13 protein-coding genes are annotated in these 12,338 nt (G+C 71.0%); all 13 read left to right on the forward strand.

All coding sequences use genetic code 11. The features are described 5' to 3' along the window. Positions 1 to 213: 213 nt before the first annotated feature. The gene (locus ACWC91_RS06170; RefSeq protein WP_225076135.1) at positions 214 to 1,215 is read left to right on the forward strand and encodes an FKBP-type peptidyl-prolyl cis-trans isomerase; all 1,002 of its coding nucleotides are present in this window, start codon (positions 214 to 216) and stop codon (positions 1,213 to 1,215) included. Positions 1,216 to 1,306: 91 nt separating this feature from the next. Next, positions 1,307 to 1,678 carry an FKBP-type peptidyl-prolyl cis-trans isomerase gene (locus ACWC91_RS06175; RefSeq protein ID WP_141362535.1) on the forward strand — a complete coding sequence of 124 codons (372 nt, stop codon included), beginning with the start codon at positions 1,307 to 1,309 and terminating at the stop codon, positions 1,676 to 1,678. A gap of 139 nt (positions 1,679 to 1,817) precedes the next feature. Next, positions 1,818 to 2,870: a helix-turn-helix transcriptional regulator gene (locus tag ACWC91_RS06180; RefSeq protein ID WP_450642047.1), complete on the forward strand. Its 1,053-nt coding sequence runs from the start codon at positions 1,818 to 1,820 to the stop codon at positions 2,868 to 2,870. A gap of 19 nt (positions 2,871 to 2,889) precedes the next feature. Further along, a complete protein-coding gene (locus ACWC91_RS06185) occupies positions 2,890 to 3,975 on the forward strand; it encodes a helix-turn-helix transcriptional regulator (protein ID WP_225076137.1) in 1,086 nt (361 codons plus the stop codon). Continuing rightward, on the forward strand, positions 3,972 to 4,265 hold the full coding sequence (locus tag ACWC91_RS06190) for a hypothetical protein (protein ID WP_450642049.1): 294 nt from the start codon (positions 3,972 to 3,974) through the stop codon (positions 4,263 to 4,265). The genes ACWC91_RS06185 and ACWC91_RS06190 overlap by 4 nt, the downstream gene beginning before the upstream one ends. Before the next feature lie 9 nt (positions 4,266 to 4,274). Beyond that, positions 4,275 to 4,469 carry a hypothetical protein gene (locus ACWC91_RS06195; protein WP_225076139.1) on the forward strand — a complete coding sequence of 65 codons (195 nt, stop codon included), beginning with the start codon at positions 4,275 to 4,277 and terminating at the stop codon, positions 4,467 to 4,469. A 258-nt stretch (positions 4,470 to 4,727) separates the two neighbouring features. Then, positions 4,728 to 5,024 carry a Sec-independent protein translocase subunit TatA gene (gene tatA / locus ACWC91_RS06200; RefSeq protein ID WP_281154445.1) on the forward strand — a complete coding sequence of 99 codons (297 nt, stop codon included), beginning with the start codon at positions 4,728 to 4,730 and terminating at the stop codon, positions 5,022 to 5,024. 49 nt (positions 5,025 to 5,073) lie between these two features. Continuing rightward, on the forward strand, positions 5,074 to 6,015 hold the full coding sequence (tatC, locus tag ACWC91_RS06205) for a twin-arginine translocase subunit TatC (protein WP_225076141.1): 942 nt from the start codon (positions 5,074 to 5,076) through the stop codon (positions 6,013 to 6,015). 77 nt (positions 6,016 to 6,092) lie between these two features. Further along, positions 6,093 to 8,945 carry a DEAD/DEAH box helicase gene (locus tag ACWC91_RS06210; RefSeq protein ID WP_225076142.1) on the forward strand — a complete coding sequence of 951 codons (2,853 nt, stop codon included), beginning with the start codon at positions 6,093 to 6,095 and terminating at the stop codon, positions 8,943 to 8,945. A 336-nt stretch (positions 8,946 to 9,281) separates the two neighbouring features. After that, positions 9,282 to 10,901 carry an ATP-binding protein gene (locus tag ACWC91_RS06215; RefSeq protein ID WP_450642053.1) on the forward strand — a complete coding sequence of 540 codons (1,620 nt, stop codon included), beginning with the start codon at positions 9,282 to 9,284 and terminating at the stop codon, positions 10,899 to 10,901. Beyond that, positions 10,898 to 11,305, forward strand: coding sequence for a roadblock/LC7 domain-containing protein (locus ACWC91_RS06220; protein WP_225076144.1), 408 nt, complete (start codon positions 10,898 to 10,900; stop codon positions 11,303 to 11,305). Before ACWC91_RS06215 ends, ACWC91_RS06220 begins: the two co-directional genes overlap by 4 nt. Continuing rightward, positions 11,302 to 11,709 carry a DUF742 domain-containing protein gene (locus ACWC91_RS06225; RefSeq protein WP_225076145.1) on the forward strand — a complete coding sequence of 136 codons (408 nt, stop codon included), beginning with the start codon at positions 11,302 to 11,304 and terminating at the stop codon, positions 11,707 to 11,709. The genes ACWC91_RS06220 and ACWC91_RS06225 overlap by 4 nt, the downstream gene beginning before the upstream one ends. Next, positions 11,690 to 12,310 carry a GTP-binding protein gene (locus tag ACWC91_RS06230; RefSeq protein ID WP_225076146.1) on the forward strand — a complete coding sequence of 207 codons (621 nt, stop codon included), beginning with the start codon at positions 11,690 to 11,692 and terminating at the stop codon, positions 12,308 to 12,310. The genes ACWC91_RS06225 and ACWC91_RS06230 overlap by 20 nt, the downstream gene beginning before the upstream one ends. Positions 12,311 to 12,338: the final 28 nt, after the last annotated feature.

Genomic DNA, 12,338 nt, shown 5'->3' on the forward strand with positions numbered 1-12,338 from the left:
CGAGGACGCCGGTTCAACACGAGAACCGGAACGCCACACGGGCGCCGTACGTTCACCGTACGGCGCCCCGCTCACGACGACAGTGCTCTTCCGGGGGAGAAACCCCGGACCCCCGACCGAAACCGGGGCGGGCCGGAGACCCGATCGGCACCGAAAGGTCAGTAAGGTGGCGCGCACGCCATCAGAAGATCGACCGATTACGAGGCCCCCACCGTGCGCCGACGCTCACTTCTTCTTTCCGTACCCGCGGGACTTGTCACCCTGGCCGCCTGCGGCAACGACAAGGCCGGTTCGAGCAAGGCCAGCGAGAGCACGTCGCCGTCGCCCTCCGAGCCGTCCGCGGCGCCTTCGCCGAAGATCGTCTCCGGGCCGCTGCCGGCGATCACCGCGGGCACGAAGTTCGGCGAGAAGCCGACCGTCGCCAAGGGCAGTGGTGACCCGTCGAAGGACATCGCCGTCAAGACGGTGATCGCGGGCGGTGGCCGCACCATCGCGGAGAACGACTACGTCCAGGCGCACTACCTGGGCCAGATCTGGAACTCGGCGAAGCTCTTCGACAACTCCTACGACCGCAAGGCCCCCCTGGTCATCCAGCTCGCCCAGGGCACGATCATCGACGGCTGGCGCTATGCCCTCGCCGGCAAGAAGGTGGGCAGCCGCGTCATGTTCTCCGTGCCGCCCACCTGGGGATACGGCACGCAGGGCAACGCCCAGGCCGGGATCAAGGGCACCGACACGCTGGTGTTCGTCGTCGACCTCCAGGACACCTTCAACTCCAAGAGCTCGGCCAAGGGCAAGACGGTCGCCCAGGACAACGCCGACCTGCCCAAGGTCGGCACCAACACCGACGGCGCCGCCCCGTCCATCACCGTGCCCAAGACGGCCGCGCCCAAGAAGCTCGTGGCCGACTACGTGATCGAGGGCGACGGTCCCGTGGTCAAGCCGGAGAACACCGTGCTCGTCCAGTACAAGGGCGTGCTGTGGGACGGCGGCAAGGAGTTCGACTCGACTTACAAGCGCGATGCGCTGACCTCGTTCTCCCTCCAGCAGGTCGTCAAGGGCTGGGCCGACGGACTGGCCGGCAAGAAGGTCGGCAGCCGGGTCCTGATCGTCGTTCCGCCGGCCCTGGGATACGGCGACAACCCGCCCCCCAACAGCGGCATCAAGAAGGACTCGGTGCTCGTCTTCACGGTGGACATCCTGGCGGCGATGTAGCACCGCGCCACGGTCTCCCGGCGCGGGCGCGCACCCGGCGGGGATGTAAGACTGTGCAGGTTGCCTTGTCGTAGATGAGCAGGAGAAACACGTGAGCATCGAGAAGCCCGAGATCGACTTCCCGGGCGGCGAGCCCCCGGCGGATCTCGAGATCAAGGAGATCTGGGAGGGCGACGGGCCGGTGGCCAAGGCCGGCGACACCGTCGCCGTCCACTACGTCGGCGTGGCCTTCTCCACCGGTGAGGAGTTCGACGCCTCCTGGAACCGTGGCACGCCGCTCCGCTTCCAGCTGGGTATCGGCCAGGTCATCGCCGGCTGGGACCAGGGTGTGCAGGGCATGAAGGTCGGCGGGCGCCGCCAGCTGACCATCCCGCCGCACCTCGCCTACGGCGACCGCGGCGCGGGCGGCCGGATCAAGCCGGGCGAGACGCTGATCTTCGTCTGCGACCTGGTCGCGGTCTGATCGTCGTGCACCGGATCCGTGCTGGATCCGATCATCCGTGGCCCATGCCTGTCCGGGCATGGGCCTCGGCTTTTGTCCGTACGCTGCGGGGCGGTACGGTCATCGGTCGTAAGGACCATACGGAAGGTGAAGGGCGTCGATGGCCATTGCCAAGGCCGAGCGGCTGATGAACCTGGCGCTGTGCCTGCTCGGGACGCGGCGGCCGCTGAGCAAGCGCGAGCTGCGGGAGTCCATCGAGGCCTACGTCGAGGCCTCCGGCCGGGACAGGGGCGCGGCCTCCGGCCGGGACAGGGGCGCGGCCTCCGGCCGGGACAGGGGCGCGGCCTCCGGGTCGGAGAAGAGTGGCGTTGCGGCGTCCGACGACTCCTTCAACCGCATGTTCGAGCGGGACAAGGACGACCTGCGTGAGCTCGGGCTGGTCATCGAGACCGTCGAGAGCCTGGACGGCGAGGTCGGCTACCTGGCCCGCCGGGACAGCAACCGGCTGCCGCCCATCACCCTGGACGCCGAGGAGGCCGCCGCGCTCGGTCTGGCCGCCAAGGTCTGGCAGCAGGCCCGGCTGGCCGGGGCGGCCAGCGGCGCCCTGCAGAAGCTGCGCGCGGCCGGGCTGCCCGAGGACGTCGACCCCTACGAGGCGCACGGCGCGCTGGAGCCGCGCATCCCGGTGCACGAGGCCGCCTTCGAGCCGCTGATGCTGGCCTGCCGCGACCGCCGGCCGGTCGTCTTCGACTACCGCAAGGCCAACGCCGCCCAGCCCGGGACCCGGCACGTCGAGCCGTGGGCGCTGGAGTGCTGGCGCGGCCACTGGTACCTGGCCGGGTTCGACCGCGACCGGGGAGCCGAGCGGGTCTTCCGGCTGTCCAGGATCACCGGCAGGGTCCGCTCCCGGGGCAGCGGCTTCACCGCGCCGGTCCCGGACGTCGTCACCGTCCGCGAGACCGTGGCGAGCTGGGCGGGCGAGAGCGCCGACCGCTCCGCGCGGATCCGGCTGCGCGCGGACGCCGGGTACCCCCTTCGGGCGAAGGCCACCGCCGTGCGGGAACTGGGGGACGGCTGGGACGAGTTGGACATCCCGTACGGGCACGGGCTGGACGCCTGGCTGGTCGAGTTCGGACCGGACGTGGTGGTCCTGGAGCCGGCCGAGCTGCGGGCGGACGTGCTGGACCGGCTGCGTGCCGTGGCCGGGGGCTGAGGGGGAGCGGAGCGACACTGTGGCAGGCAAACCGGTCAGGCCCGCGAGCGCCATCGACCAGACCCGGCGGATGCTCTCCCTGGTGACGTATCTCAGGGAGCGCCCCGGCGCCCGGATCGAGGACGTGGCGCGCGCCTTCGGCATCACCGAGGACGAGCTGGTCTCCGACCTCGACGTGCTGCCCATGTGCGGTACGAGTTTCCGCGGCGGCGATCTGCTCGACATCGACACCGACGGCGAGCGCATCTGGTGGCACAACCCCGCCGCGCTCGGGGCGGAGGCGGCCGAGCCGCTTCGGCTGGCCGCCGACGAGGCGACCGCGCTGCTGGTGGCGGCGCGCGCGGTGGCCACGCTGCCCGGACTGCGGGAGAGCGACCGGCAGGCCCTGCTGCGGGCCACGGCCAAGGTGGAGGCCGCGGCCGGCGAGGCCGCCGGGGCCAGCTCGCGGCTGTCGGTGACCTTCGAGTCCGAGGGCGGGGTCTTCGCCGACGTGGACCGGGCGATCTCCGAGCGCCGCCGGCTGTGGATCCGCTACTACTCGCCCGCCCGCGACGAGGTCACCGAGCGCGAGATCGACCCCATCCGCCTGGTCAGCGTCGGGCACACCTATGTGGAGGCCTGGTGCCGCCGCTCCGAGGCGCGGCGCACCTTCCGGCTCGACCGGGTCGCCGAGATCAAGATCCTCGACGAGCCCTCGGCACCCCCGGAGATGGAGCTGCGCGACCTGTCGCAGGCCCTGGTCCAGCCGGCCGCTGAGGACCCGGAGGTGGTCGTCGAGGTCGGTCCCGGTGGCCGCTGGGTCGCCGAGTACTACCCGCACGACAGTGCCGATGAGCTTCCCGACGGCGGGCTGCGTATCACTCTGCGCACGCCCGATCCGGCGTCGCTCAGGCGGCTGGCGCTGCGCCTGGGCCGGGACGGCCGGATCATCGCCCCGCGGGAGCTGGCCGACAGCGCCCGGCGGGCGGCCCGTGAGGCCCTGGCCGCCTACGAGCCGGCGGACGACGGGGCCGGGGGGCCCGCGGACGCCGTCGCGGCGGGCGGGCCCGGGGGTGCGGACGTGGTTCACGACGGTCGGTACGACAGGCAGGAGCAGGGGCTTTGAGCGAGTCGGCGACGGCTGAGGTGCGTGAGATGTCGGTGGCGGCGGCGTTCGCCGGGATGCGGAGCGTGACACCGGTGGTGTTCCGGGCGGGCTGCCCCGACTGCCGGGGCCGGTTCGAGCTCACCGCGAGCGCGCTGCGCCTGGTCGTCGGCGCCAGCAGCCGCACCACCTTCTACTCGTTCACCTGCCCCGACTGCGGTGCCGCGGTCCGCAAGCCGGCCGGCGAGCGGATCGTCGAACTGCTCACCGGCGGTGGGGTCAGCACGCTGCGCCTGCACTCGGCCCTCTAGGCTCGCGTCATGTTCTGGGCGATGTGCGCGGTGGCCGTGGGGTTCGTGGGGATGGCCGTCCTCGGAGTGCTCGCCGTCCGGGTCTTCGTCGAGGCGCAGCGCCTCGGCCGGCAGGTCACGGAGTCGGCGCAGCGCATCAACCGGGCCGCCGAGGACCTGGAGCGGGCGAGCCTGAGCGCCGCCCGGTCGTTGGAGTCGCGGTGAGTCCCGCCGGGAAAGTCCGGGAAGTCCCGAACGCCGTGCCCTTTCGGTCGCCTCGCCCTGCCATCCAGACCCTGTGGCCGGGTACGCTGCTGGTCATGGCCCGCACTAAGAGGCACGGGTCGCCCAGCAGGAGTACGCACGGGGATTGCTCAGCGTTCACCCCCGGGCGTTACGATCGCTGCCAGCACGATGGTCAGACACCTGTCCGAGTGGTCGGACATGCCCGCCGCCCCGCCTCAGTGAGAAGGTGAAGACTTTATGTTCCGCAACGCACTTGAGCCGTGGCATCTGGTGCTCCTGGTCCTGGTTATCGTCCTGGTGTTCGGTTCGAAGAAGCTTCCGGACATGGCGCGCTCGCTCGGCAAGTCCGCGCGCATCCTGAAGAGCGAGGCCAAGGCGATGAAGGACGAGGCGAAGTCGACCAACGCGGCCGGCTCGGCGGCTCCGGCCGGTGAGGAGCAGCAGTCCTCGGCCCAGCGCACCATCCAGGCCGCGCCCGGTGACGTGACCAGCTCGCGCCCGGTCAACGAGCCGACGGACACGACTCAGCGCTGACGGGAGGACCGGAGCCCTTCCGGTCCGCTGCACGAGATGAGGATGTGGGTTGCTCAAGTCCGCCCGCAAGAAGGAGAAGGACCCCGAGGGGCGGATGTCGCTCGCGGATCACCTCCGTGAGCTGCGCAACCGGCTCGGGAAGGGTGTCCTGGCGATCCTGGTCGTGACGGTCGTCGCCGCCTTCTTCTACAAGGACATCGTCAACTTCATCACCAAGCCGGTGCTGAGCTCGGTGGGGTGTGGGCAGTCCTTCGAGGAACTGGCCAAATCGGGCAGCAGCACCACCTGCGCACACCTCACGATCAACGGTCTGCTGGCGCCCTTCACCCTGGCACTGAAGGTGTCGCTGATGGCCGGTGTGGTGCTGGCCTCGCCGATCTGGCTCTACCAGCTGTGGGCGTTCGTCGCCCCCGGCCTGCACAAGCACGAGCGGAAGTACGCCTACGCCTTCGTCGGCGCGGGCGTACCGCTCTTCCTCGGTGGCGGCCTCCTCGCCTACAACGTGCTGCCCACCACCGCCAAGATGCTGATCGGCTTCACCCCCGCGAACGTCGACAACCTGCTGCCGCTGGACGACCTGCTCGACCTGGTCTCGCGCATGGTGGTCGTCTTCGGGCTCTCGTTCGAGATGCCGCTCCTGCTCGTCATGCTCAACCTCACCGGCATCCTGTCCGGGAAGCGCATGCTCGGCTGGTGGCGCGGCATGGTCGTCGGCATCACGGCGTTCGCGGCGGTGGCCACGCCGAGCGCCGACCCCTTGACGATGCTGGCGCTGGCGGCGCCGATCTGGGGACTGTACTTCATCGCGGTGATCATCGCCCTGTTCAACGACCGCCGAAAGGACCGCCTGGCGGCCCTTGGGCCGTCGGACGACGAGGCCTCCGAACTCGACCTCACCCCCGAGGAGATCGGCGAGGTCGAACCCGTCACCACCCGCCGCGCCCTGCCCGAGCAGACGGACCGGGTCAACGGGTACGACGACGTGACCTGATCACCGCCGAGGATTCCCGGCCGGCCGTTCGCACCGCGAGCGGCCGGCCTTTTTCCGCCTCCGGGACGATCGGGATAATGATCGTCCTGTTGTCGGTGCGGCCCGGTACGCTCGAAAGCACGATGACAGAGGACCTCTCACCGGCCGAGCGGTACGCGGCAGCGCGCAGGCGAGCTGCCGAGCAGGCCACCGCCCTCGCGGGATTCCGCGAGATGTACGACTTCGGCCTCGACCCGTTCCAGATCGAGGCCTGCCAGGCGCTCGAGGCGGGCAAGGGCGTACTGGTCGCCGCGCCCACCGGCTCCGGCAAGACGATCGTGGGCGAGTTCGCCGTCCACCTCGCCCTCCAGCAGGGCAGGAAGTGCTTCTACACGACGCCGATCAAGGCGCTGTCCAACCAGAAGTACGCAGACCTGTGCCGCCGCTACGGCAGCGGCAAGGTGGGCCTCCTGACCGGCGACAACAGCCTCAACTCCGAGGCCCCGGTGGTCGTGATGACCACCGAGGTGCTGCGGAACATGCTCTACGCCGGCTCCCAGACCCTGCTCGGCCTCGGCTATGTGGTCATGGACGAGGTGCACTACCTCTCCGACCGCTTCCGCGGTGCCGTGTGGGAGGAAGTGATCATCCACCTGCCCGAGTCGGTGACCCTGGTGTCCCTGTCGGCGACCGTGTCCAACGCCGAGGAGTTCGGCGACTGGCTGGACACCGTCCGCGGGGACACCGAGGTGATCGTCTCCGAGCACCGGCCCGTTCCGCTGTTCCAGCACGTGCTGGCCGGGCGCCGGATGTACGACCTGTTCGAGGAGGGCGAGGGCCACCGGAAGGCCGTCAACCCCGACCTCACGCGCATGGCCCGCATGGAGGCCGGCCGCCCCTCGTTCCAGGACCGCCGGCGCGGCCGCGCGATGCGCGAGGCCGACCGTGAGCGGGAGCGCAGACAGCGGTCCCGGATCTGGACGCCGAGCCGTCCCGAGGTCATCGAGCGCCTGGACGCCGAGGGCCTGCTGCCCGCGATCACCTTCATCTTCAGCCGCGCCGCCTGCGAGGCCGCCGTCCAGCAGTGCCTGCACGCGGGCCTGAGACTCAACGACGAACCGGCGCGCGAGCGCGTCCGCGCCCTGGTCGAGGAGCGCACTGCCGCCATCCCGGCCGAGGACCTGCACGTACTCGGCTACTACGAGTGGCTGGAGGGCCTGGAGCGCGGTATCGCCGCCCACCACGCGGGCATGCTGCCGACCTTCAAGGAGGTCGTCGAGGAGCTGTTCGTACGCGGTCTGGTCAAGGCGGTCTTCGCCACCGAGACCCTCGCCCTCGGCATCAACATGCCGGCCCGCTCGGTGGTGCTGGAAAAGCTCGTGAAGTGGAACGGCGAGCAGCACGCCGACATCACCGCCGGCGAGTACACGCAGCTCACCGGTCGCGCCGGCCGCCGTGGCATCGACGTCGAGGGCCACGCGGTGGTGCTGTGGCAGCGCGGCATGAGCCCCGAGCACCTGGCGGGCCTGGCCGGCACTCGCACGTACCCGCTGCGCTCCAGCTTCAAGCCGTCGTACAACATGGCGGTCAACCTGGTCGAGCAGTTCGGGCGGCACCGCTCGCGCGAGCTGCTGGAGACCTCCTTCGCGCAGTTCCAGGCCGACAGGTCGGTCGTCGGGATCTCCCGGCAGGTGCAGCGCAACGAGGAGGGCCTCGACGGCTACAAGGCCTCCATGACCTGCCATCTCGGCGACTTCACGGAGTACGCGCGGCTGCGCCGGGAACTGAAGGACCGCGAGACGGAGCTGGCCCGGCAGGGCGCGTCCCAGCGGCGTGCCGAGGCGGCCGTCGCCCTGGAGAAGCTCAAGCCGGGCGATGTCATCCACGTCCCCACCGGCAAGTTCGCGGGTCTGGCGCTGGTGCTGGACCCGGGTCTGCCCGCGGGACGTTCCAACGGCCACCGCGGCCTGGAGTACCACGACGGCCCGCGCCCGCTGGTGCTGACCGCCGAGCGTCAGGTCAAGCGGCTGGCGGCCATCGACTTCCCGGTGCCCGTGGAGCCGCTGGACCGGATGCGGATCCCGAAGTCGTTCAACCCGCGCTCCCCGCAGTCCCGCCGTGACCTCGCCTCCGCGCTGCGCACCAAGGCCGGGCACATCCCGGCGGAGCGGCACCGCAAGCGGCGCTCCCAGGCGGCCGACGACCGCGAGATCGCCCGGCTGCGCACCGCACTCCGCGCCCATCCCTGCCACGGGTGCGACGACCGTGAGGACCACGCCCGTTGGGCCGAGCGCTACCACCGGCTGCTGCGCGACACCAAGCAGCTGGAGCACCGCATCGAGGGCCGTACGAACACCATCGCGCGCACCTTCGACCGGATCGTCGCGCTGCTGACCGAGCTCGACTATCTGCGCGGCGACGAGGTCACCGAGCACGGCAAGCGGCTCGCCCGGCTGTACGGCGAACTCGACCTGCTGGCCAGCGAATGCCTGCGCGAGCGCGTCTGGGAGGGCCTGGGGCCGGCCGAACTCGCCGCCTGCGTCTCGGCGTTGGTGTACGAGGCGCGGGTCAGTGACGACGCCATGGCACCCAAGCTGCCCTCCGGGAAGGCGAAGGCCGCGCTCGGCGAGATGGTGCGGATCTGGGGCCGGCTGGACGCCCTGGAGGAGGACTTCCGCATCAACCAGACCGAAGGGGTGGGCCAGCGCGAGCCCGACCTCGGCTTCGCCTGGGCCGCGTACATGTGGACCTCCGGCAAGGGCCTGGACGAGGTGCTGCGCGAGGCGGAGATGCCGGCGGGCGACTTCGTGCGCTGGTGCAAGCAGGTGATCGACGTGCTGGGCCAGATCTCGGCGGCGGCGCCGGTGGAGGGCTCGGCGGTGGCCAAGAACGCGCGCAAGGCGGTGGAGGGGCTGCTGCGCGGGGTCGTGGCCTACTCCTCGGTCGGGTAGGCGGAGCCGGATCGCTTCGATCACATGGTCCCGGTGGGTGCTGCCGGGGCCATGTGATTTTCGTATGCCCGCACTGCGTCACCGTACGTGTTCGAATGCACTCGGGGCGTGCAAATGCCCCGAGCGTACTCCTGCCGTGCGCCCCGTTTCAGGTCGTTGCCGAATATGACATGGCGATGATCCGACCGGATTATGCTCGCCCGCGGCGCAGCGAGTTGAGGTTGTTCGTGAGCTTGCTCCCAAACGTCCTCAAACGTGCCGAAATTCCCGTCAGTTTCATGACGTACCCCCACTGGAAGCTGCCCGAACCCAGCCGATTCTTCTCAGAGGGCTTACATGGTGAGTGTTCAATCGCCCCCCGGTGGCCGTGAACTTCCCTACGCGCGCGTGTTGTTGCTGCCCGCCCTGGTGATGGCGGCGGCCACCGGGGCCGCCGTCGCCCTGGTGACGGACTCGGCCCGCCTCGCCGTCGCCTGTTGCGGTGCCGTCGCCACTCTGCTGGTGCTCAGCACGGGCGCCGAAGCGGTGCGCCGCGGACGCATCATCCGGGACCAGCGGGCGGAGCACGCCCGGCGCACCGCTCACCTGGAGGGGCGCCTGGCCGCCCACGACCAGGAGATCCACCGTCTCGCCTGCGACATCCTCCCCGCCGCCGTCGACCACCTGCGTGCCAGCCACACACCTCCCGAGGTGATGCGCGACGTCATCGACGGCCACCCCGAGTGGAGCCGGATCCCCGAGTCGCAGCGCGCGGTGGTGCGCATGATCCTCAAGATCGTGGACGACGAGGAGAACATCCGCGACTCCACCCAGCGCGCCTTCGTCAGCATCGCCCGGCGCGTCCAGGCGATCGTGCACCAACAGGCCAGAGAACTGCGGGAGATGGAGGAGGACCACGGTCGCAGCCCCGAGGTCTTCGACGACCTGCTGCGCATCGACCACGGCACCGCGCTGATCGGCCGCCTGGCCGACTCCGTCTCCGTCATCGGCGGCGGCCGCCCCGGCCGGCAGTGGCCCAACCCGGTCACGCTCTACAGCGTGCTGCGCGGCGCCATGTCCCGGATCCTGGAGTACCGGCGCATCGAACTGCACTCCATCGCCAAGGTCAACATCAAGGGCGTCGACGTCGAGCCCGTCATCCACGCCGCGGCCGAACTCCTCGACAACGCCACCCGCTACTCGCCGCCGCAGACCAAGGTGCACGTCACGGCCGTCGAGGTGCAGACCGGCGTCGCCATCGAGATCGAGGACGGCGGCGTCAGCCTGAACGAGGAGACCCGCACCCGGATCGAGCGGCTGCTCGAGGCGGCCAGGGCCGGGGTCGACCCGCTGGACCTCAGCGACACTCCCCGCCTGGGCCTCGCGGTCGTGGGACGCCTGTGCGCGAAGCACAGGATGCAGATCTCCCTGCGGGCCTCCGCGTACGGCGGTGTCCGCGCGGTCCTCGTCGTGCCCGGCGACATGACGACCACCGATCCCGCTCCGGGACTCGCCCACGGCATCGGCGCGACCTCCGTTCCGGCTCCGGGGGAGGACGCGGTGGCGGGCCCCGAGCGCGCCCCGAAGAGGCGCCGCCCCACCAGCCCCCGTGTCCCCGCCGCGGTCTCCCTGGCGGACGACGAGGTCCCCGAGGTCACCGAGTGGACGGCGGGCGGCCTGCCGCAGCGCCGCAGCCGGACCAGGACCCCGCTGAACCGGCGCGTCGCCGCGCGGGACGCCGCCGAGCGGGAGGGCGGGACGGTGCGGGCCGTGCCCCGACCCGGGCCCGCGCCCACGAGGAAGGACTCCGAACCGGGCCTGTGGGTCGAGGCGTTCTGGGACGGACTGAAGAAGGACAACCCGGGCCCGGACCCGACGGCGTTCACCCAGGACCCGACCGCGTATCTCCACCTGATCGAGGAGCCGGCCCGAGCCGAGGCCGACGTCCGGGCCGACGACGAGGGGGACCTCAAGTGATCCAGCAGCGAGCCAACTTCGACTGGATGCTCAAGGAGCTCCACGACAGCGTGCCGGGCATCGAGATGATCGTGGTGCTCTCGGCCGACGGACTGCGCATCGCCCGCTACGGCGGAGACGCCGACGCCGCCGACCGGGTCGCCGCGGCCTGTGCCGGACTCCAGAGCCTCGCGACCGCCGTCGCCGTGGAGATCCCGGACAGCGACGGCCGGATGAAGCTGGTCGTCATCGAGATCGACGGCGGCTACTTCTACCTCATGTCCGCGGGGGCCAACGCCTATCTCGCCGTGCTTGCCGACATCCGCACCGAACCCGGCCTCATGAGCGCCCGCATGCGCGACCTCGTGGTCCGTATCGGCGCCCACCTGACCAGTCCGCCGCGGCGGGGCGGGCAGACCGTATGACCCCTCCGCGGCGCCAGAGGCGTTCCCCCGGCCACGAACCGTCACCGCCCCCCGGACCCGCCGGGCAGGGCGAGGAGAAGCACCCCGAGCGGCTGTACGTGGTCGCCGGGGCGGGCGAGGACGGCGCCCGCGCGGCCGTCGACCTGGTGACCCTGATCGTGGCGCGCACCGAGCCGCCGCCGTCCGCCACCCCGGAGCAGGTGGCGCTGCTGCGGCTGTGCACCGCCCCGCTGTCCGTGGCCGAGCTGTCGGCCTACCTCAACCTGCCGTTCAGCGCGATGACGGCCCTGATCACCGAGCTGCTCGCGGCCGGCCTTGTGCAGGCCCGCGCGCCGATCGTCCGCCGGGCGGTCCCCGACCGACACCTCCTCGAAGCGGTGATGCATGGACTTCAAAGGCTCTGACACCATTCCCGGCCCGCGCACCGAGGACCATCTGCCGCACACGGCCCGGGCCGCGGCGAAGATCGTGATCGTCGGTGGGTTCGGGGTCGGCAAGACGACCATGGTGGGCTCGGTCAGCGAGATCAGGCCGCTCACCACCGAGGAGACGATGACCCAGGCCGGTATCGGCGTCGACGACGACTACGGCTCCGAGTCCAAGAGCGCCACCACCGTGGCGATGGACTTCGGCCGCATCACCATCAGCGACCAACTGGTTCTCTACCTCTTCGGCACCCCCGGCCAGCAGCGCTTCTGGTTCCTGTGGAACGGGCTGTTCGAGGGTGCGCTCGGCGCGGTGGTGCTGGCCGACACCCGCCGGCTGGAGGTCAGCTTCGACGTCATGGGCCGCCTGGAGGAGCGCGGCGTGCCCTTCGTCGTCGCCGTCAACTCCTTCCCGGACGCCCCGCGTCACCCGCTCCCGGAACTGCGCGCCGCGCTCGACCTGTCCGAGGAGATCCCGATCGTCGAGTGCGACGCGCGGCGCCGCGCCTCCAGCCGCGATGTGCTGATGACGCTGACGCGCTTCCTGCACTCCCTCGCCGCGACGGGCTCGCTCCCCTGATCCGCACCGGTCGGCCCGTCCCGCACCC

This window comes from Streptomyces sp. NPDC001204 (genome assembly GCF_053598035.1).